The sequence below is a fragment of the Thermomonas sp. genome, from assembly GCF_046293095.1.
GTDB lineage: Bacteria > Pseudomonadota > Gammaproteobacteria > Xanthomonadales > Xanthomonadaceae > Thermomonas.
The window spans coordinates 106,339-127,324 of the sequence record NZ_JBKBPN010000002.1 but is presented as its reverse complement, the minus strand read 5'-3'; the positions used below and the strand labels follow the sequence as shown (position 1 = coordinate 127,324).

Sequence of the window (20,986 nt, the reverse complement as noted above, 5' to 3'; positions counted from 1 at the left end):
ATCAGGCGCGGTCGCGCTTGCGCGGCTGCGGCGTGAAGCCATCGCCGCCGTTGGCGGCCCGGCTCAACGCCTCTTCGTCCAGAATCCGCACGCGGCGGCCGCGCACTTCGATGATGCCGTCTTCGTGCAGCCGGCTGAAGCCGCGGCTGACCGTCTCCAGCACCAGCCCCAGGTAGCGCGCGATCTCGTCGCGGCTCATCGGCAGCTGGAAGTCGTCCGCCGGGCGGCCGATGCGGCGGAACCGCTCGCTCAGGCTGTGCACGAACAGGGCCACGCGCTCACCGGCCTGGCGACGGGAGAGCACATCGACGTGGTCGTGGTCGCGGTCGGCGCTCTGGCCGATGACCCGCAGCAGCTGGCGCTGCAGGCTGGGCAGCTTGGTGGCGATGTCCGACAACTGGGCAAAGGGCAGCTCGCAGACGCGCGCATCGCTCAGTGCCACCGCCTCGCAGCGGTGCTGGCCGGTCCCCACCGCGTCCAGCCCGAACAGCTCACCAGGCAGGTGGAAGCCCAGCACGTGCTCCTCACCTGCCGGGTTGATGACCACCGTCTTGAAGCTGCCCTCGCTGGCAACGAAGACGCCTCGCAGGGGGTCGCCGATGCGGTACAGGCTGTCCCCCTTGGCCAGCGGCTTGCGGCGCTGGACCACCGATTCCAGCCGCCCGAGATCGTCGGCATCGACGCCGGCGGGCAGGCAGAGCATCTGCAGGGAGCAGTCGGCGCAGGAGCGACGCAGGCGGACGAGATCCAGCGGAATGGGGTCGCTCATCTGCTGCCTGTGCCCTGCATGACGGAATTCATCATTTATTATCGCCCCAAAAAGGGGATACACGCTTGACACAGGGTTGGCAAGGCAGCCGGGGGCCGCAGCCCGTCAGCACAATTTGATCGGGATCAAGCCGCCCTTTGCGCGGCTTGACTAGCATAGCCACGTTCACTTGGGAGTCCCACATGCAAGCCATCACTGGCACCTATAACGACAAGGTGGTGCGCCAGTTCGCCGTCACCACGGTGCTCTGGGGCATCGTTGGCATGCTGGTCGGCGTCCTGATCGCCGCCCAGCTTTACTGGCCCACCCTGGGCGAAGGCATTCCGTGGCTCAGTTACGGCCGCCTGCGCCCGCTGCACACCAACGCCGTGATCTTCGCCTTCGGCGGCTCGGCCCTGTTCGCCACCAGCCTGCACGTGGTGCAGCGCACCTGCCACGTGCGGCTGCTGTCCGACAAGCTGGCCGCGTTCGTGTTCTGGGGCTGGCAGGCGGTCATCGTGGCCGCGGCCATCTCGCTGCCGCTGGGCTACACCCAAGGCAAGGAGTACGCCGAGCTGGAATGGCCCATCGACATCCTGATCACGGTGGTCTGGGTGGCGTACGCGGTGCTGTTCTTCGGCACCATCGCCAAGCGCCGGGTCAAGCACATCTACGTGGCCAACTGGTTCTACGGCGCCTACATCATCGCGGTGGCGCTGCTGCACGTGGTCAACAACCTCGCCATCCCGGCCGGCGCCATGAAGTCCTACCCGGTCTATTCCGGCGCGGTGGATGCGATGGTGCAGTGGTGGTACGGCCACAACGCAGTGGGCTTCTTCCTGACCGCCGGCTTCCTGGGGATGATGTACTACTTCGTCCCCAAGCAGGCGCAGCGCCCGATCTACTCCTACCGGCTGTCGATCGTGCACTTCTGGGCGCTGATCGCGGTGTACATGTGGGCCGGCCCGCACCACCTGCACTACACCGCCCTGCCCGACTGGGCGCAGTCGGTGGGCATGGTGTTCTCGCTGATCCTGCTGGCCCCCAGCTGGGGCGGCGCGATCAACGGCATCATGACCCTGTCGGGCGTGTGGCATAAGCTGCGCACCGACCCGATCCTGAAGTTCCTCATCGTCTCGCTCAGCTTCTACATGATGAGCACGTTCGAGGGACCGATGATGTCGATCAAGACGGTCAACTCGCTGTCCCACTACACCGACTGGACGGTGGGCCACGTGCACTCCGGCGCGCTGGGCTGGGTGGCGATGATCTCGATCGGCTCGATCTACGCGCTGCTGCCCGCCCTGCTGGGCCGCAAGCAGATGTTCTCGACCAAGCTGATCGACACCCACTTCTGGCTGCATACCCTGGGCGTGGTGTTCTACATCGCCTCGATGTGGATCGCCGGCGTGATGCAGGGCCTGATGTGGCGCGCCACCAACGCCGACGGCACGCTGACCTACACCTTCGTCGAGTCGCTCAACGCCACCTATCCCTACTACCTGGGCCGTCTGTTCGGTGGCCTGCTGGTCCTGTCGGGCATGCTGCTGATGGCCTGGAACGTCTGGCAGACCTACCGCTCCGCCGACAAGCCAGTGGACCAGCCGCTGCTCCAGCCGGATGCCTCCGAAGCGATCGCCTGAGGACCCCATGAGCCAACAAGCACACAATCCGCACGAAAAACTCGAGAAGAACGTCGGCCTGCTGGCAGTGGCGATCGCCTTGGCCGTCTCCTTCGGCGGCCTGGCCGAGATCGTCCCGCTGATGTTCCAGGCCGAAGCCGTCAAACCGCTGGAGGGTGTCAAGCCCTACCCCGCGCTGGAACTGGCCGGCCGCGATATCTATATCCGCGAAGGCTGCTACAACTGCCATTCGCAGATGGTGCGCACCCTGCGCTTCGAGACCGAGCGCTACGGCCACTACTCACTGGCCGGCGAGTCCGTCTACGACCGTCCGTTCCAGTGGGGCAGCAAGCGCACCGGTCCCGATCTGGCCCGCGTGGGCGGCCGCTACTCGGATGACTGGCACCGCGTGCACCTGAACAACCCGCGCGACGTGGTGCCCGAGTCCAACATGCCCAGCTTCTCGTGGCTGAACAAGAACCTGGTGGACGGCGCCACGGTGCAAGCCCACATGCAGGCTCTCAAGCACCTGGGCGACCCCTACAGCGAGGCCGACATCAAGGCAGCGCCGGCGGCAGTCGAGGGCAAGACGGAAATGGATGCCCTGGTGGCCTATCTGCAGGGCCTGGGCCGGCACGCGCCGAGGGGGCAGTGATGCTGTCGGGAATCATCACCACCGTACTGATGTTCTTGTTCCTGGCAGGCTGGGCCTGGGCCTGGAGTCCGCGCCGCAAACATGATTTCGACGAGGCGGCGCACCTGCCGCTGGAATCCGACGAGGAGAGTGCACGATGACCGCGGGATGGTCGTGGTACGTGATCGCGCTGGTCACGCTGAACATCGGTGGTTGCGCCTGGCTGCTGTGGTGGAGCTCCCGCCGCCGCCCGGGCGACCCCAAGCCGGAGGAAACCAGCCACGTCTGGGACGGCGACCTCACCGAATACAACAAGCCCCTGCCGAAGTGGTGGATCAACCTGTTCTATCTGACCATCATCTTCAGCATCGGCTACCTGGTCTGGTACCCGGGCTTCGGCAATTTCACCGGCTACGGCAAGTGGACATCGCAGTCGGAACATGATCGGGACGCCGCACTTGCCAATGCGCAGCTGGAGAAGACCTTCGCCCCCTACAAGGGGCAGGCCGTCGACGTGCTGGCGCACAACCCGCAGGCGCTGAAGCTGGGCAAGGCGATCTTCGGCAACAACTGCGCGGTCTGCCACGGGTCCGCCGGCAAGGGGGCAACCGGCTACCCCAACCTCACCGATGCCATCTGGCATTGGGGTGGCAGCCCGGACCAGATCCTGCACTCGGTGCTGGAAGGCCGCGAGGGCGTGATGCCGGCCTGGGGCAAGGTGCTGGAAGGCATGGGTGGCCCGGACGCAGTCGACTACGTCATCGCGTACGTGCACCAGTTGGGCGATCCTGACGGCGGCAACCGCAGCGACTACGCGGCGGCGCGCGGCAAGGCGCTGTACGAGGGCGTGTGCGTGGCCTGTCATGGCAAGGAAGGCAAGGGCGACCAGAATATCGGCGCACCCAATCTGACCGACAGCTACTGGTTGTACGGCGACAGCCGCGAGGCGCTGCGCGAGACCATCGGCAACGGCCGCCACGGCGTGATGCCAGCCTGGGGTACAGTCCTCGGCGACACCCGTTCCCGCCTGGTCGCGGCCTACGTCTGGTCGCTGTCCCATCCGGCGCAGGCTACCGTGCAGGCATCGCAACCATGACCCACGCCCATTCCCCGGACTTCGACCACCCGCCGCGCCCCATGGCGCAGCGGGTTGGGGCCATCCTCTGGCCCAGCTTCTTCGCAGCCGGGGTGGCCACCATGGTGTTCTTCGCCTTCGTCGACCCACTGGCGCTGCGCGACATGACCTTCCCGCAGCTGCAGATCAGCCGCGGGTTGGGCTATACCCTCGGGTTCTTCGCCTTCTGGCTGGCGACCGCTTCCTCCAGCCTGTTCACCTGGATCCTGCTGCGGCCGGCCAGCCGTTTCAACCGCTCCCTGCCGCGCTGAGCCCATGACCAACAAGCAAATCCCCCTGGAAGTGCTGGATACGGGCGGCAGCGCCTACGTCAGCGAGCGCAAGGTCTATCCACGCGACGTCTCCGGGCTGTTCACCCGGCTGCGCACCGCCGCCGTGTTCTGGCTGCTGGGCATGTACTACGTGTTCCCGTGGTTGAACTGGGACGGCCACCAGGCGGTGCTGTTCGATCTGCCCGCCCGCAAGTTCTTGGTGTTCGGGCTGACCTTCTGGCCGCAGGATTTCATCTTCCTGGCCATGCTGCTGATGATCGCGGCGCTGGCCCTGTTCTTCTTCACGGCGCTGGCGGGCCGCCTGTGGTGCGGCTATGCCTGCCCGCAGACGGTGTGGACCGAGGTCTTCCTCTGGATGGAGAGCGCCATCGAAGGCGACCGACCCAAGCGGATGAAGCTGGATGCCGGCCCGTGGACGCGCGAAAAGCTCCTGCGCAAGACCGCCAAGCACACGGCCTGGCTGCTGTTCGCGCTGTGGACCGGGTTCACCTTTGTCGGCTTCTTCACACCGATCCGCGACCTGGCCGCTCGCACACCGTTCCTGGGCGTGCCCGGCTGGGGCTGGAGCGGCTGGGAAACCTTCTGGGTGTTCTTCTACGCTCTGGCCACCTGGGGCAACGCCGGCTTCCTGCGCGAGCAGGTCTGCAAGTACATGTGCCCGTATGCGCGCTTCCAGAGCGCGATGTTCGACCGCAACACCTTGATTATCGCCTACGACCCCATGCGCGGCGAACCGCGCGGGCCGCGCAAGCGCGGGCTGGCCAGCGTGCTGGAGCGCGGGCGCGGCCTGCTCGATATCCGCACCGCCACCGACTATGTGTTCCGCGCCAGCAAGCACCCCTCGGCAGCCACCCAGGCGGCGCATGCCAAGGGCACCATCACCTGGGACGGCGACCGCGCCGAGATAGAGCCGCTGCCAAAATTCCAGCCCGAAGAGCTGGGCGACTGCATCGACTGCACGATCTGCGTGCAGGTCTGCCCCACCGGCATCGACATCCGCAACGGCCTGCAATACGAGTGCATCGCCTGCGGCGCCTGCATCGACGCCTGCGACGAGGTGATGGCGAAGGTCGGCTACCCGAAGGGCCTGATCCGCTATTCCACCCAGAACGCCATCGATGGCGCCCCGACCCGCGTGCTGCGCCCGCGCATCGTGGTGTACGGGCTGATCCTGCTGGGGCTGATGACGGCCTGGGGCTGGGGCGTGATGCACCGCAGCCCACTGATCGCCGAGGTGCTGCGCGATCGCAATGCCTTGTATCGCGAAACCGCAGCGGGCATCGAGAACGGCTACACGCTGAAACTGGTCAACAAAACGGACCAGCCCCAGCAATACCAGGTCACCCTGCGCTCCGACCTCGCCGGCCTGCGCCTGCGCGAAGCGTCCACAATCCCCGTCGCGGCCGGCTCGGTGGCATCGCTGCCGCTGACGTTGTCCGCGCCCGCCGGCACCCATGGCCGCCACGGGGTGACCTTCGTGGTCCGCAGTACCGACGGCCAGGCCGAGCGGACCGTGGACAGCAGCTTCTTCGGCCCGATGTAAGCAAGGACCCGGCATGCAATCCCAATCGCGCTCGCCCTGGCGGCAGCCCATCGTCTGGCTGATGTTGGCCCTGGTCGGCGCCGCCGTGGTCGGCAGCCTGCTGCTGGTCAAGGTGGCCACCAACGGGGACAGCGTGGACGCCGTGCCGGACGAGGTGCAGCGCACCGGGCAGGCGCAGCAGGCCGACCTGGGCCCGGACGCGGCGGCGGCCCGCCGCAAGCTGTCCGCGATCGTCCGCATCGACGACGAACACGGCTTCGTCGAGGTGCTGCCGGTCAGCGGCGAATTCGACCGTGCCGCGCCGCTCACCCTGCGCCTGCATCACCCGACCCGCGCCGAACTGGACCAGACGCTGGCGCTGACCGCCACCGACACCGGCTGGCGCGCAGCAGCCGTCCCTGCCGTGGATCACGATTGGCTTGCGCAGCTCACCCCTGCCGACGGCAAGGCCTGGCGCCTGCGCGGCCGCATCCCGCACGGCCAGCGCGCCGCACAGCTGCGTCCGGCGCTGGACGACACCCAGCCCTAGCGCGGGTGGATGCCATGCCCGCGGCCTGCCACCACTGCGGCGAACCGCTGCCGCAAGCGCCGGTGCGCCTGCCCCTCGATGGCGTTGAACAGGCGTTCTGCTGCGATGGCTGCGCGGCCGCGGCGCGCTGGATCCGCGACGCCGACCTGGACGACTACTACCGCCTGCGCAGCGCACCCGGCGGCCGCGTGGACGCCGACGCGCCGGCGCTGGCCGCCTGGGACCGCGAGGAACTGCTGGCCGGCCACGCCCGCGCCATCGAAGGCGGGCGCGAGATCACCGTACTCACCGACGGCATGCGCTGCGCTGCCTGCGCCTGGCTGATCGACCGCGCGCTGGCCCGCGAGGACGGCGTGCTGGACACGTCCGCCAATGCCATCACCGGCCGCATCCGCATCGCCTGGGATCCCGCACGCGCCCGGCTGTCGCAGCTGCTGGCGCGGCTGGCCGCGCTTGGCTATCGGCCGTATCTGGCGACCGGTGAGGCGCGCGAGCGTGCCCGCCGCGCCGCCCGCAACCGCGACCTGCTGCGCATCGGCCTGGCCGGGCTGGGCGCGATGCAGGCGATGATGTTTGCCGAAGCGTTGTACCTCGATACCCGCGGGGAAATGCCGCTGCCCACCCGCGATTTCTTCCGCTGGATCACCTTCCTGGTGTCCACGCCGGTGGTGTTCTGGGCGGGCTGGCCCTTCCTGGTGGGCGCCTGGCATGAACTCCGCGGCCGCCGGCTGGGCATGGACACGCTGGTCGCCGGCTCCACCTTGCTGGCGTGGGCCGCCAGCACCTGGGAAACCGTCCGCGGCGGCGTCCACGTCTGGTTTGATGCGGCAGTGATGTTCGTGTTCCTGCTGCTGGTCGCGCGCCAGCTGGAGCAGCGTGCCCGCAGCATCGCCTCCGCACAGGTGGATGCGCTGGCGCGTGCGCGGCCGGCCTTCGCCACCCGGGAGCGCCAGGATGGCAGCCGCGAGTCGGTGCCCGTCGATGCGCTGGCGGTGGGCGATGTCGTGCGGATTGCCGTGGGCGAACCGGTCCCCGCCGACGGCGTGCTGCTGGAGGGCGAAGCCCGGTTTGAAGAGTCCCTGCTCACCGGCGAGTCCACCCCGGTTGCCAAACGCGCGGGTGATCCGGTGTATGCCGGCACTGCCTGCCGCGAAAGCGCCGCCAGGATGCGCATCACCGGAGTGGGCACCGGCACCCGGCTGGCCGAGCTGGTGCGGCTGGTGGAAACCGCGCAGGCACATCGCCCAGCACTGGCGCGCAGCACCGAGCGCATTGCGGGCTGGTTCGTCGCCGGCCTGCTGGTGGTTGCAACGGCGGTCTATGCCTGGTGGCGCGTGCATGACCCGGCGCGGGCATTCGAAGTCGTGCTGTCTCTGCTGGTGATCAGCTGCCCCTGCGCGCTGTCGCTGGCGGTGCCCGCCGCACTTGCGGCCGCGCACGGTGCGCTGGCGAAGATCGGCGTGCTGGCGGTACGCCCCGATGCGCTGGAACGGCTGGCACGCGTTACCGACGTGGTGTTCGACAAGACCGGCACCCTGGGGGACGGCAAGCCGCACCTGCAGGGCATCGACAGCTGTATGGGCATCGATGCCGATGCCGCACTGCGCATTGCTGCGGCGCTGGAGCGCGACAGCAACCATCCGCTGGCGGCGGCATTTGCCGGCATTGCCGATCCACCTGCCGCGGGCGACCTCCGCGCGGTGGCAGGCCAAGGCCTGGAAGGCACCATCGACGGTATCCGCTGGCGCATCGGCACGGCGCCGTTTGCGGTCGGCGGCGAGGATGACGGCGCGGTCTGGCTGGGCAATGCCGAGGGCGCGCGCGCGCGCTTCCTGATTGCCGAGCAGGAGCGCCCGGACGCCGCCCGCGCGGTGGCGCGCCTGCGGGCGCAGGGATTGGCCCTGCACTTGGCCAGTGGTGACGCCGCCACGCCGGTGGCCCGCCTTGCCAAGGCGATGGGGATCGCGGACGCGCATGCGCGGCAGTCCCCGCAAGACAAGCTGGCACGGGTGCGGGCCTTGCAGGACGCGGGCCGCATCGTAGCCATGGTCGGCGATGGCCTCAACGACGCCCCGGTACTGGCCGGTGCCGACGTGTCGCTGGCCATTGGCGACGGCGCCGCGCTGGCGCAGCGCTCGGCCGACCTGGTGCTGTCCGGCCGTTCGCTGGGCAACGTGCCGGCGGCGATCGATATCGCCCGGCGCACCCGCCGCATCGTGCGGGAAAACCTGGCATGGGCAATCGGCTACAACCTGCTGGCATTGCCGCTGGCGGCCACAGGCAGGGTCACGCCCTGGCTTGCCGCCCTGGGCATGGCGCTATCCTCGCTGCTGGTCACCGCCAACGCCTTGCGGTTGATCCGGAGGCCCGCTACATGAACATCCTGCTGTTCCTGATCCCCATCAGCCTGGTCATGGTGGGCATCGCCGCGCTGGTCTTCGTATGGGCTGTGCGACACGGCCAGTTCGAGGATCTGGACACTCCGGCACTGGACATCCTGCGCGACGAGCCGCCGACCGCATCCACGCAGGCCAACACCGCGCCGGAGGAGACGCCGCACGATGCCGGTTGACCTGCTGGTCCTCGGCGCGGCGCTGCTGACCGGCCTGCTGGGCGGCGTGCACTGCGCCGCCATGTGCGGCGGCATCGCGACCGGATTTTCCGTGCATGCGCGGGGATGGCTGGCCGCGCTGCAACCCAACCTGGGGCGCGTGGCCGGCTACGCCATCGCCGGCGCGCTGGTGGGCGGGCTGGGCGGCGGCCTGCTGGGCGTCGCGCGCCTGCCGGCACTGGGCCCTGCCATGCGCGCACTGGCGGGCCTGGTGCTGGTAGTCGCAGGGCTGCGCATGCTGGACCGCAAGGGCCGCCTGCCGCGCTTCTCCGGCGGCCCCGGCAACCGGCTGTGGCGCGCGCTGCAGCCGCTGCAACGGCGGCTGGTCCCGGCCGACACGGCGGGCAAGCGGATCGCGCTGGGGATGCTATGGGGCTGGATGCCCTGCGGCCTGTCCACCACCCTGCTGGCCACGGCGTGGCTGTCCGCCAGCGCGCTGCATGGTGCGCTGACCATGGCTGCATTCGGGTTGGGAACCTTGCCGGTGATGACCTCGCTGACCTGGGCCGGCGCCCGCATCGGCCAGCGCCTGCAGCGCGGCGCGCTGCGCGAGGTCGCCGGGCTACTGGTGATCGCCGCCGGCTTGCTCACCCTGGCCGCGCCTTGGCTCATGCGCCTGCCGGCCATGCACGGCGCGCTGGCCGCATTAGGGTGCCGCAGCCTGCCTGGCTGAGGGCCGCACGAGGCCCGCGCAGCTGCTGCATAATCAAACCAGCCCACACCTTTCCACACCGGCACTTCCCAGGAAATCACCCGATGCAGGCCGGATTCGCCTTGGCCACGCCCCGCCAACCCATCGCCGCCCTGCCCCAGCGCATCCTGCTGCTGGAGAATTCGCGCGCCTATACCTCGATGCTGCGCGAAGCGCTTGACCAGCGGGTACAGCTTCCCATCAGTATCGCCAGCACCCTAGCGGAAGCACGCGAGTTGCTGGATCGCGAATCCGACTGGTTCCTGGCGCTGACCGGGCTGGTGCTGGCCGACGGCGACCGCGACGAGGTGATCGACTTCTTCGTCGAGCGCCGCCTGCCCACCATCGTGGTCAGCGGCGTCTATGACGAGGCACTGCGCGAGCGCGCGCTGCAGCAGCAGATCATCGACTTCGTGCTGAAGAGCACGCCGGACAGCATCGATTACCTCGTCTGGCTGGTGCAGCGGCTGGAGCGCAACCGCCGCATCAGCGCGCTGGTGGTGGACGATTCCCTGTCCGCGCGCTCGTTCATCGCCTCGCTGCTGGCGATGCAGGGCTACCAGGTCTCCCACGTGGCAGATGGCCAGTCGGCGCTGCGCATGATCGAGGCCGATCCCGGCATCCGCCTGGTCATCGTCGACCAGGAAATGCCGGGCATGGACGGCATCGAGCTGACCCGCCGTCTGCGCCAGCTGCGCGCGCGCGACCGGATGGCGGTGATCGGCGTGTCCGGCAGCACCGACACCAGCCTGATCCCGCGCTTCCTCAAGAACGGCGCCAACGACTTCCTGCGGAAACCCTTTTCGCGCGAGGAGTTCTTCTGTCGCGTCTCGCAGAACATCGACCAGCTGGAACTGATCGGCACCCTGCAGGACCTGGCCACCCGCGACTTCCTGACCGGGCTGCCCAACCGCCGCAGCTTCCTCGAGAACAGCGAAAAGCGGGTGTCGCACAGGGCCACCGGGGACGTCACTGTGGCGATGATCGACATCGACCACTTCAAGCACATCAACGACAGCTACGGTCACGAGGCCGGCGATCGCGCCCTGCGCGCGATGGCCAGCGTGCTCAGCGTTCATACCCGGCCGGAGGACCATTGCGGCCGCTTCGGTGGCGAGGAGTTCTGCATGCTGATCGATGGCCTCGACGTGGACAAGAGCCTGCGCCACCTCGAGGCGTTGCGACAGGCGGTCTCCGAACTGGAACTGGATATCGATGGCCGCCCCCTGCGGATGACCATCAGCATCGGGGCAAGCCGCCGTTCACCGCAGTTCGACACCCTGCACAAACTGCTGGGCGAAGCCGACCGCCACCTGTACCTGGCCAAGGCCGGCGGCCGCAACCAGGTCCGCGGGCTCGACGCCGGCTGATCAGCCGGCGCCCAGCGCGTCGCGGTGCACGCCCGCCACGGCGCGGCCCGACGGGTCGGCCATGCGGGCGAAGCTGGCATCCCAGGCGATCGCCGCCGGCGACGAGCAGGCGATCGACTTTCCACCCGGCACCGTTTCCGCAGCGGCGCGGCTGGGATAGAACTGCTCGAACAGATGCCGGTACCAGTACGCTTCCTTGGTCGTCGGTGGGTTCACCGGGAAGCGCTTGTCGGCGGCAGCCAGCACGCGGTCGGACACCTGCGCCTCCGCATGCGCCTTCAGGCCGTCGATCCAGCCGTAGCCGACGCCGTCGCTGAACTGTTCCTTCTGCCGCCACAGGATCTCATCCGGCAGGTACCCCTCGAACGCCGCACGCAGCACGCCTTTCTCCATCCGCTGCGGTCCGGCATCGCCCTTGCGCACCATCTTGCAGGCGGCGTCCATCCGCATCGCCACGTCCAGGAATTCGCGGTCGAGGAACGGCACCCGCGGTTCCACGCCCCAGGCCATCATCGACTTGTTGGCGCGCAGGCAGTCGTAGTGGTGCAGCGCGTCCAGCTTGCGCACCAGCTCTTCGTGGAATTCACGCGCGTTGGGCGCCTTGTGGAAGTACAGATAGCCGCCGAACACCTCGTCGCTGCCTTCGCCCGACAGCACCATCTTCACGCCCATCGCCTTGATCCGGCGCGCCAGCAGGAACATCGGGGTGGACGCACGGATGGTGGTGACATCGTAGGTTTCGATGTGCCGGATCACCTCCGGCAGCGCATCCAGCCCTTCCTCGAAGGTGTACTCGAAGCCGTGGTGGACGGTGCCCAGCGCCTTCGCGGCGACTTCGGCGGCGGCCAGGTCCGGCGAGCCTTTCAGGCCGATGGCGAAACTGTGCAGCCGCGGCCACCACGCCTCCGACCGGCCACCGTCCTCCACGCGGTGGCGCGCATAGCGCGCGGCCACCGCCGCCACCAGCGAGGAGTCCAGCCCGCCCGACAGCAGCACGCCGTACGGCACGTCGGTCATCAGCTGGCGATGCACGGCAGCTTCGAACGCCCCGCGCAATTCGGCCAGCGCCACCTCCACGCCCTCCACCGCCTCGTAATGGCGCCAAGGCCGCGCGTAGTACTGCACCAGCGCGCCGGTCGCGCTGTCGTACCAGTGTCCCGGCGGAAACGGGGCCACGTCGGCACAGTCGTCGGCCAAGGCCTTCATCTCCGACGCCACGCGCAGCCGCCCTTCCGCATCATGGCCCCAGTACAGCGGCACGACCCCGATGGGATCGCGGGCGATGAGGGCGCGCCCGTTCGCACTGTCCCACAGCGCGAACGCGAAAATGCCGTTGAGGCGGTTCAGGAACGCCGTCGGCTCCTCCTCGCGGTACAACGCGTTGATGACCTCGCAATCGGAGGCGGTCTGGAACGCATACGGCTGGCGCAGGGCGTCTTTCAGCGTGGCGTGGTTGTAGATTTCGCCGTTGACCGCCAGCACCAGGTCGCCGTCTTCGGACAGCAGCGGCTGGGCGCCGCCGGCCGGATCGACGATCGCCAGGCGCTCGTGCACGAGGATGGCGCCTTCGTCGACGTGGACGCCGCTCCAGTCGGGCCCGCGGTGGCGCTGGCGACGTGAACGATCGAGTGCTTCCCGCCGCAGGGCGTGGAGGTCGTCGCCGGGCTGCAGCCCGAAGATTCCGAAGATGGCGCACATGGGCGGTGATCCTTGTCGATGGAATGAAGCGCAACGAAAAAGCCCGCATCTTGCGATGCGGGCTTTGGAGGGGTTCGGCTTGCTGTTGCTTCGCCTAGGCGCGGGCCCGCAGCCGCGCACGAGGATTCGTGCCGCGATTATTGCGGTTGCGATTGTTGGCAGCGGCGAAGCAGGCGTGCATGGACCGACTATTGCACGGCCTTGGCGGCGGATGCAAGCGGCAGGTCAAGCCGCCAGCAGGCGGGCCATCAGCGCCTCGTACAGCGCGGGCAGGCGCTCCAGGTCGGCCACCCGCACGTGCTCATTCACCTGGTGTATGCTGGCATTGACCGGGCCGATCTCGATGCACTGCGCGCCCAGCGGTGCGATAAAGCGGGCATCCGACGTGCCGCCGCCGGTGCTTTCCTCCGGGGCACGGCCGCACACCTGCGCCAACACGTCCCGTGCGGTGGCGCGCAACCGCCCTTCCGGGGTGTAGAACGGCTCGCCGCCGCGATGCCAGTGGATGGCGTAGTCCAGCCCATGTCCACGCAGGATCGCCTCGCATTCGGCTTCCAGCTGTTCGGCGCGCCAGTGCGGGTTGTAGCGCAGGTTGAACAGCACCTGCAGCTCACCCGGAATGACGTTGTTGGCGCCGGTGCCGGCGTGGATATTGCTGATTTGCAACGAGGTGGGCGGGAAACGCTCGTAGCCTTCGTCCCAGCGGCGCCCGGCCAGCGCGACCAACGCCGGCAGCGCCTGGTGGATCGGGTTACGCGCTTTCTCCGGATAGGCCACATGCCCCTGGATGCCGCGCACGGTCAGTGTGGCCGACAGCGTGCCGCGCCGGCCGACGCGAAGCAGGTCGCCCAGGATTTCCTTCGACGACGGTTCGCCGGTGATGCACCAGTCGATGCGCTGGCCGCGTTCGCGCAACACCTCCGCCACCTTGCGCACGCCGTCGATGGCATCGCCTTCTTCATCCGAAGTCAGCAGCAGCGCCACCGTGCCCGGATGCTCCGGATGCGCGGCGACGAAACGCTCCAGCGCCACCACGAATGCCGCCACGCTGCCCTTCATATCGGCGGCGCCACGGCCATACAGCAAGCCATCGCGGATCTCCGGCACGAACGGGTCGCTGGCCCAGGCCGTGCGCGGCCCAGGCGGCACCACATCGGTATGCCCCAGCAGCAGCAACACCGGGCCGCCGCTGCCGTGGCTGGCCCAAAGGTTGTCCACGGCACCAAAGCGCAGGTGTTCGGTGGCAAACCCCGCCGCCTGCAGCCGCGCCGCGATCAGGCGCTGGCAACCGGCGTCGTCCGGCGTCACCGACGGCCGGGCGATGAGGTCGCAGGCCAGCGCGAGGACGTTGCGCATCTCACCCCACTCCGAACATTTTTTTGAAGCCGTTGTCGGAAAAACCCTGTGACAAGGTGCCATCGTCCAACACCACCACCGGGCGGCGGATCAGCTGCGGGTACTCCTTCAGTAGCAGCTTCCATTCGGCGTCGCTGCCGGGCGTCTTGCGCTGCGGCGGCAGCTGGCGCCAGGTGGTCGAAGATTTGTTGATGAGCGCGTCCCAGCCGCCCACCGCGTCCTTCCACGCCAGCAGCGTCTCCGGCGACTGCCGCACGTCGCGATAGTCCACGAACACATGGTCGATGCCGAAGCGCTTCAACCAGTTGAGCGCCTTCTTGCAGGTGTCGCAGTTCTTCAATCCGTACAGGGTCGCGGCCATGTCAGCGTTTCACCACCGGCAGTTCGAGGTAGCTGGGATGCGCGGCCGAGTGGTGCACGGCGTTGTCCGCCACCACCGCCTCGCGTTCGGTTTCGTTCGGCCCGCCGGTATTGAGGTTGCGGGCGAACTTGGGGAAGTTGGAGCTGGTGATCTCCACCCGGATGCGATGGCCCTTGCCGAACTGGATGGAGGTGGTGATCGGGGTGGGCTTGAGCACATACACCGTCCCCGGCTGCATCAGCGTCGGTTTGACGTAGCTGTCGCGGTAGCGCGCACGCAGGATGGTGTCGCCGATGATCCAGGCCGTGCCATCGGGCGCGACGTCCACCAGCTTCACTGCGAAGTCGGTGTCCTTCGCACTGGACGACACGCTCAGCACCGCATTGACGAAGCCGGTGACCTCCAGCGGCGCCTCCAACGGCGCGCTGGTATAGACCAGCACGTCCTGTCGCACTTCCACTGGGCGCTGGTCGAACGCGCCGGGCACCACCAGGCCGCCGTTGCAGCAATCGCCACCGCCGACGGTGGGCACCGGGTTGGCCGGATCGTAGCGGTAAGTGTCGCTCAGCTCGTCTTGTCCGGGCGGATCAAACGACAGCACGCCATCACCATACAGTGCGTTGGCGTGCCCTTGCGAATGCAGGTATATGCGCACCGGCTGCGCGGCCTTCGGCGGCCACTGCGCATCGGCCTGCCAGTGGTTGGCGCCCATCGTGAAATAGCGCACATGCGGCGTGTTGTCCGGGAACGCCTTGGGGTTGCCCTTCAGCCAGCGGTCGAAGAACGCCCAGATCTGCTGGTCGACGGGGAAGCTGGCGTCGCCCATCGCGCGGTCGCCCACCTTGTAGTCCTTGCTTAGACGGGCGAACTGGCAGTGCGGGTTCGGCCCCACCACCACGTATTGATGGGCGCTGGCCTCGGGGTCTGTGTTGACACTGCGGGCGTGGTTGTACAGCGCCATGTTCGGCCCGATGGAGACGTCATACCAACTGTTGAACCACAGCGCCGGTACGCCCCAGCCCATCGAATCGTCATACAGGCCGCCGGTCTTCCAAGCCGGGTCGCCCGGCGTGCGCGCGATCTGTTGTTCGAACGTGCCGGGCGGTTCGCCCAGCGAGGACAGCAGCTCGGCATACGGCAGGTGCCAGATGTGCTTCTTCCAGTCCACCTCGGGCTTCTTGGCGTCCAGATCGTTGTACTGGGCGATGCGCGCACGCAGTGGCCCGGTGACGGTATCGGGGATCTGCGCGCGCAGCGGGTTGTCCACCCCGTACATCCACACTGCGAACAGGGTGCGCGGCACACCGCCAGTGAAGAAATTACCCTGCTCCCAGAACGGGCCAACCTTGCCGATGCCCGCACCGGCAGCCATCGGCACCATCGCCGCATGCGCCGGGTGGTTCATCGCCGCCAGCGCCAGCTGCCATTCCGCCGATGACGAGCACCCCAGCGTGCCCACCTTGCCGTTCGACCACGGCTGCTTGGCGATCCAGCTCAGCATGTCGTAGCCATCGGTCTGCGGGTACCCGAGGATTTCGTATTTGCCCTGGCTGAAGTAGCGGCCGCGCTCGTTCTGCACGATGAAGGCGTAGCCGTTGCGCACCGCCTCGATCGCATAGCGGGCGGTGCTGCCGCGCGGGATGTGTTCGTTGTACGGCGTCTTCCACAGGATGGTCGGCAGCGGACCGGAGGCCCCCTTCGGCCGCCAGATGTTGGTGGACAGACCGACGCCGTCCCGCATCGGCACCAGCACTGCGGTCTGCGCATCGGCGATGGCGGACAGTTCAGCACGCAGCCCTTCGTCGCCGTAGCGCGAGAGATCCTGCGCGGACTGCGCGGAGGTCGCCGTCAACGCGGCGACCAGCAGGGTGACGAGCAACGACGACTTCATGGGGCGACTCCTCCAAGGCAACCTGTCCTGTTTGACACGTCCGGCGGCAGGTGCCCCCTGCCGGACGTCATGCGCGGCGAGACCGCCGTCGCGGCAACGCTCAGTCGGCCAGTCCGCGCAACAAGTCGTTCACGCTGGTCTTGCTGCGCGTCTTCTCGTCCACCTGCTTGACGATCACCGCGCAGTACAGCGAATGGCTGCCGTCCGCCGCCGGCAGCGCGCCCGACACCACCACGCTGTACGGCGGCACGCTGCCATAGCTGACCTCGCCGGTCATGCGGTTGTAGATCCGCGTGCTCTGGCCGAGGAACACCCCCATGCCGATCACGCTGTGGTGGCCGACCACGAAGCCTTCGACCACCTCGGAGCGCGCGCCGATGAAGCAGTGGTCCTCGATGATGGTGGGCCCGGCTTGCAGCGGTTCCAGTACGCCGCCGATGCCGACGCCGCCGGAGAGGTGGCAGCCCTTGCCGATCTGCGCGCAGCTGCCGACGGTGGCCCAGGTGTCGACCATGGTGCCCTCGCCCACATAGGCGCCGATGTTGACGAAGCTGGGCATCAGCACCACGTCCCTGCCGATGTGGCTGCCGGCGCGCACCACCGCACCCGGCACCACGCGCGCGCCCAGCTGGCGGAACGCGGCCTCGTCGAAACCAGCGAAGCGCGCCGGCACTTTGTCCCAGAACGGCGCGGGCGCGGCGTCCACCACGGCCATGTCCTGCGTGCGGAAGTACAGCAGCACGGCCTTCTTCAGCCACTGGTTCACCCGCCAGCCGCCGTTGCCATCGGGCTCGGCCACACGCAGGTCGCCGCGCTCCAGCCCGGCGATGGCCGCGTCCACCGCCGGGCGCACGCGCGCGGCGATCTCGTCGGCGGTCAGGTCGGCACGGCGCTCCCAGGCCTCATCGAGGGTGGCGCGCAGGACGTCGGTGTCGGGCAGGTTCATCGTTTGTCTCCGTCGAGGGCGGCCAGCAGCGCGTTGCGCAGTGCGTCGCGGCGTTCGGGCGCCAGGGCCTGGTTGTGTTCGTCGCTGACCAGCAGCAGATCCTCTGCGCGCTCGCCGAAGGTGGCGATGCGCGCGTCATGCACGCGCAAGCGCTGCTCACGCAACACGCGCGCCACGTCGGCCAGCAGGCCGGGCCGGTCCGTGCAGACCAGACCGATGCGGGTAATCCCGGCTACATCAGCAAAATCCAGCTGCGGGGGCACACGGAAGTGGCGCAGGTGCTGCGGCTGGCTGCGCCGCGCCGGCTGCAGGCGGTCGATGTCGCCGCCCAACGCGCGCGCCAGCGCCGCGGCCAACATGGCCGGCTCCGGCGCTTGGCGCTGCTCGGCCGGCAGCACGTGGAAGGTGTCGAAGATGGTGCCGTCCGGGCCGTCCAGCGCGCGCGCCTGCAGCACGCTCATGCCGAGCCGGTCGAGAGTGATCACGATGGCGGCGAACAGGCCATCGCGGTCGGGCATGTGCACCAGCACGTCCAGTCCGTCGCGGCCGTCGCGGCCGGGCATGGCGCGCGCGGCGACCACGGTCTGCCCGGGCGCCGCATCGCGCAGGGCAGCGGCCTGCCAGGCGATCTGGTCGGCGCGGCTGCGCAGGAAGTTCTCCTCCGGCATGCGCGCGAACATCGCGGCAATGGCGTCTTCGGTATGCCCCCCCGCCAGCAACAGCGCGCGGGCAGCCTCGCGGTTCTCGGCGATGCGCTCGGCGGTGCCCACCGGCTGCCCCAGCCCGCGGCGCAGCGCCAGCCGGGTAGCGGCATGCAGATCGGCCAGCAGGCGGTCCTTCCAGCTGTTCCACAGCTTGGGCGAGGTGCCGGCGATGTCGGCGCAGGTCAGCAGGTAGAGCGCGTCCAGCCGCTGGCGGTCGGCCACTTCCGCGGCGAAGCGGTGGATCACCTCGGGATCGGTGATGTCCTGCTTCTGCGCGGTCACCGACATCAGCAGATGGCGGCGCACCAGCCACTCCACCAGCGCCGTGTCGACCTCCGACAAGCCGTGCGCTTCGCAGAACGCGCGCGCGTCCACCGCGCCGAGTTCGGAATGGTCGCCGCCGCGGCCCTTGCCGATGTCGTGGAACAGCCCGGCCAGCAGCAGCAGCTCGGGCTTGCGCAGCGAGGGCCACACCTGGTGAGCGGTGGAAAACCGCGGGTCGGGCTCGCCGCTGGCGAACCCGTCCAGATTGCGCAGCACGGCCAGCGTGTGCTGGTCCACGGTGAACGCATGGAACAGGTCGAACTGCATGCGGCCGGACACCTGCTGGAACGCCGGGATCCAGCGCCCCAGCACGCCTAGCCGGGCCATGCGCTCCAGCGTTTTCACCGGCTGCGGGCCGCGCAGCAGCGCCAGGAAGGCGTCGCGCAGGGATGGCGGCGCCTCCGCGTAGCCGGGAATCTGCGGCAGCTCCTGCGCCAGTTCGCGCGCGGTCTGGGAATGCAGGCCGCGCAGCGCCGGATCGGCGGCCCAGGCGGCGAACAGCGCGAACACATGCGCCGGGTCTTGCCCCAGCCAGCCGGGCACGCGCGCCGCCAGGTAGCCGCCGCGGCGTTCGAAGTGCGCATCGATCGGCTCCGGGACGGCGACCCCGGCGAAGTACTCCTCGAAGCGCTGCAGCAGGCGATCGCTGATGCGCCGCACCACCGCCGCGCTGCGGTAGAAGCCCTGCATCATCTGCTCGACAGCCAGCGCCCCGCCATCGTCCTGGTAGCCCAGCCGTGCCGCCAGCAGCTTCTGGTAGTCGAAGCGCAGGCGCTCTTCGCGCCGGCCCGCGACCAGATGCAGGCCGTAACGCAGCCGGCACAGCGCGCGCCGCTCGCGCTCCAGCGCGGCGGCTTCGTCCCAACCCAGCCGGCCGCATTCGATCAACTGGTCCAGCGCCCGCACGCCGAAGCTGCGCAACGCCAGCCAGCCCAGCATGTGCAGGTCGCGCAACCCGCCGGGGCCGTCCTTGAGGTTCGGCTCGAGATTGTCGGAGGTGTCACCGAAGCGGGCGTGCCGGCGGCGCTGTTCCTCGCACTTGGCTTCGAAGAACGCTTCCGGTGGCCACACCCGCGCGGGCGACACGGCATCGCGCAATGCGGCCTCGGCGGATGCCCCGGCGCACAGCGGGCGCGCCTCGATCAGCGCGGTGAGCACGGTGATGTCATCGGCCGCCTCGGTGCACTGGGCCGCCGAGCGCACCGCGTGGCTGGCCTCCAGCCCGGCATCCCACAGCAGCGCGATGAAGCGTGCCAGCGCGGCCTGGTGGGTGCGCTGGGCGTCCGGTTCGGCCAGCACCAGCAGATCGATGTCGGAACACGGGAACAGCTCGCCGCGTCCGTAGCCACCAACCGCGAACAGGGCCAGCGGGGCATCGCCGGGCAGGCAGCGCCGCCACGCCGCGCGCACCTGCGCATCGACGGCGCGGGCGCGCAGCGTGACCAGACGATCGGCCGGGAACCCGGCGTCATAACGCCGCGTCAGGCGGGCATCGGTCCGCGCCAGCGCGGCCTTCGCCGCGGCGGACCAGGCAGGATCATCGCCCGCCGGCGCGCTCACAGGTCGTTGTCGTCGCCCGGCAGGCGGGTCAGGATTTCCACGCCGTCGCGGGTCACGGCCACGGTGTGTTCCCACTGCGCCGACAGCTTGCGGTCCTTGGTCACCACGGTCCAGCCGTCCGGCAGCAGACGGGTATGGCGGGTGCCTTCGTTGATCATCGGCTCGATGGTGAAGGTCATCCCTTCCTGCAACACCAGCCCTTCGCCGGGGCGGCCGTAGTGCAGTACCTGCGGGTCATCGTGGTAGACCTTGCCGATGCCGTGGCCGCAGTACTCGCGCACCACCGAGAACCGCTCGGCCTCGGCGTACTGCTGGATCGCATGGCCGATGTCGCCCAGCGTCGCACCCGGCTTCACCGCGCGGATGCCGCGGAACATCGCCTCGCGGGTGACCTCCACCAGCCGCCTGGCCATCACCGAGGGCGTGCCGACGAAGTACATGCGACTGGTGTCGCCGTGCCAGCCGTCCTTGATGACGGTGACGTCGATGTTGACGATGTCGCCGTCCTTCAGGACCTTGGCCTCGCTGGGAATGCCGTGGCAGATGACGTTGTTGACCGAGGTGCACACGGTCTTGGGATAGCCGCGGTAGCCCACGTTGGCCGGGATCGCGCCCTGCACGTTGACGATGTGGTCGTGGCAGATGCGGTCGAGTTCCTCGGTGGTGACGCCCGGCTTCACGAACGGGGCGACCACCTGCAGCACTTCGGCGGCCAGGCGGCCGGCCTCGCGCATCTTCTCGATCTCGGCGGGGGTCTTCAGATGGATGCTCATGGCAGGGATTATCGCCCATCCGTCCCCGACCCGGGGCCCGGCGGGCGGATCGCCTGTCCGCGCCCCCCGCCAACGGCCTGCATGCCGGGAAGAGGGCCGCGTTTGCCCCGCCCGCGCGCCCCGGGCTATACTCCACAGGCTTTATCGCCGCTACGACGGGCGCACCGTCGAATCCACACCTGTCGGCAATCCCTGCTCCGGGGTGCCCGCGCAAGCGG

The 20,986-nt window shown here is 68.9% G+C and carries 19 protein-coding genes; 11 read left to right on the top strand and 8 right to left on the bottom strand.

Annotation, left to right across the window (positions count from 1 at the left end; translation table 11 throughout):
• Position 1: 1 nt before the first annotated feature.
• Positions 2–769, bottom strand: coding sequence for a helix-turn-helix domain-containing protein (locus ACK4SG_RS03980; protein WP_409599960.1), 768 nt, complete (start codon positions 767–769; stop codon positions 2–4).
• Positions 770–951: 182 nt separating this feature from the next.
• Between ACK4SG_RS03980 and ccoN the strand changes: the two genes are divergently transcribed.
• The 11 genes from ccoN to ACK4SG_RS03925 all read left to right on the top strand — a co-directional run bounded on the left by ccoN (position 952) and on the right by ACK4SG_RS03925 (position 11,155).
• Positions 952–2,391 (top strand): cytochrome-c oxidase, cbb3-type subunit I, encoded by a 1,440-nt coding sequence (ccoN, locus tag ACK4SG_RS03975; protein WP_409599958.1) that lies wholly within the window; start codon positions 952–954, stop codon positions 2,389–2,391.
• Positions 2,392–2,398: 7 nt separating this feature from the next.
• A complete protein-coding gene (gene ccoO / locus ACK4SG_RS03970) occupies positions 2,399–3,025 on the top strand; it encodes a cytochrome-c oxidase, cbb3-type subunit II (RefSeq protein WP_409599956.1) in 627 nt (208 codons plus the stop codon).
• Positions 3,025–3,165 carry a cbb3-type cytochrome oxidase subunit 3 gene (locus ACK4SG_RS03965; RefSeq protein WP_409599954.1) on the top strand — a complete coding sequence of 47 codons (141 nt, stop codon included), beginning with the start codon at positions 3,025–3,027 and terminating at the stop codon, positions 3,163–3,165. The genes ccoO and ACK4SG_RS03965 overlap by 1 nt, the downstream gene beginning before the upstream one ends.
• Entirely contained in the window at positions 3,162–4,100 is a 939-nt protein-coding gene (ccoP, locus tag ACK4SG_RS03960) for a cytochrome-c oxidase, cbb3-type subunit III (RefSeq protein WP_409599952.1), read from the top strand. The genes ACK4SG_RS03965 and ccoP overlap by 4 nt, the downstream gene beginning before the upstream one ends.
• Complete coding sequence (locus ACK4SG_RS03955; RefSeq protein WP_409599950.1) at positions 4,097–4,390, top strand: hypothetical protein; 294 nt, start codon at positions 4,097–4,099, stop codon at positions 4,388–4,390. Before ccoP ends, ACK4SG_RS03955 begins: the two co-directional genes overlap by 4 nt.
• A 4-nt stretch (positions 4,391–4,394) precedes the next feature.
• Entirely contained in the window at positions 4,395–5,954 is a 1,560-nt protein-coding gene (locus tag ACK4SG_RS03950) for a 4Fe-4S dicluster domain-containing protein (protein ID WP_409599948.1), read from the top strand.
• Between the two features lie 13 nt (positions 5,955–5,967).
• Positions 5,968–6,483 (top strand): FixH family protein, encoded by a 516-nt coding sequence (locus tag ACK4SG_RS03945; protein WP_409599946.1) that lies wholly within the window; start codon positions 5,968–5,970, stop codon positions 6,481–6,483.
• Between the two features lie 14 nt (positions 6,484–6,497).
• Entirely contained in the window at positions 6,498–8,861 is a 2,364-nt protein-coding gene (locus tag ACK4SG_RS03940; RefSeq protein ID WP_409599944.1) for a heavy metal translocating P-type ATPase, read from the top strand.
• The gene (gene ccoS, locus ACK4SG_RS03935) at positions 8,858–9,055 is read left to right on the top strand and encodes a cbb3-type cytochrome oxidase assembly protein CcoS (protein WP_409599942.1); all 198 of its coding nucleotides are present in this window, start codon (positions 8,858–8,860) and stop codon (positions 9,053–9,055) included. The genes ACK4SG_RS03940 and ccoS overlap by 4 nt, the downstream gene beginning before the upstream one ends.
• Positions 9,045–9,767 (top strand): sulfite exporter TauE/SafE family protein, encoded by a 723-nt coding sequence (locus tag ACK4SG_RS03930; protein WP_409599940.1) that lies wholly within the window; start codon positions 9,045–9,047, stop codon positions 9,765–9,767. Before ccoS ends, ACK4SG_RS03930 begins: the two co-directional genes overlap by 11 nt.
• Before the next feature lie 83 nt (positions 9,768–9,850).
• The gene (locus ACK4SG_RS03925; protein ID WP_409599938.1) at positions 9,851–11,155 is read left to right on the top strand and encodes a diguanylate cyclase; all 1,305 of its coding nucleotides are present in this window, start codon (positions 9,851–9,853) and stop codon (positions 11,153–11,155) included.
• On the opposite strand, the gene asnB is transcribed toward ACK4SG_RS03925, so the two are convergent.
• The 7 genes from asnB to map form a co-directional block, all read right to left on the bottom strand.
• The gene (gene asnB / locus ACK4SG_RS03920; protein ID WP_409599936.1) at positions 11,156–12,853 is read right to left on the bottom strand and encodes an asparagine synthase B; all 1,698 of its coding nucleotides are present in this window, start codon (positions 12,851–12,853) and stop codon (positions 11,156–11,158) included.
• Between the two features lie 225 nt (positions 12,854–13,078).
• The gene (dapE, locus tag ACK4SG_RS03915; RefSeq protein ID WP_409599934.1) at positions 13,079–14,209 is read right to left on the bottom strand and encodes a succinyl-diaminopimelate desuccinylase; all 1,131 of its coding nucleotides are present in this window, start codon (positions 14,207–14,209) and stop codon (positions 13,079–13,081) included.
• A gap of 1 nt (position 14,210) precedes the next feature.
• Positions 14,211–14,570 (bottom strand): Spx/MgsR family RNA polymerase-binding regulatory protein, encoded by a 360-nt coding sequence (locus ACK4SG_RS03910; RefSeq protein ID WP_409599932.1) that lies wholly within the window; start codon positions 14,568–14,570, stop codon positions 14,211–14,213.
• Between the two features lies 1 nt (position 14,571).
• Positions 14,572–16,461 carry a CocE/NonD family hydrolase gene (locus ACK4SG_RS03905; protein WP_409599930.1) on the bottom strand — a complete coding sequence of 630 codons (1,890 nt, stop codon included), beginning with the start codon at positions 16,459–16,461 and terminating at the stop codon, positions 14,572–14,574.
• A 100-nt stretch (positions 16,462–16,561) separates the two neighbouring features.
• On the bottom strand, positions 16,562–17,407 hold the full coding sequence (gene dapD / locus ACK4SG_RS03900) for a 2,3,4,5-tetrahydropyridine-2,6-dicarboxylate N-succinyltransferase (protein WP_409599928.1): 846 nt from the start codon (positions 17,405–17,407) through the stop codon (positions 16,562–16,564).
• On the bottom strand, positions 17,404–19,995 hold the full coding sequence (gene glnD / locus ACK4SG_RS03895) for a [protein-PII] uridylyltransferase (RefSeq protein WP_409599926.1): 2,592 nt from the start codon (positions 19,993–19,995) through the stop codon (positions 17,404–17,406). The genes dapD and glnD overlap by 4 nt, the downstream gene beginning before the upstream one ends.
• The gene (gene map / locus ACK4SG_RS03890; protein WP_409599924.1) at positions 19,992–20,768 is read right to left on the bottom strand and encodes a type I methionyl aminopeptidase; all 777 of its coding nucleotides are present in this window, start codon (positions 20,766–20,768) and stop codon (positions 19,992–19,994) included. The genes glnD and map overlap by 4 nt, the downstream gene beginning before the upstream one ends.
• Positions 20,769–20,986: the final 218 nt, after the last annotated feature.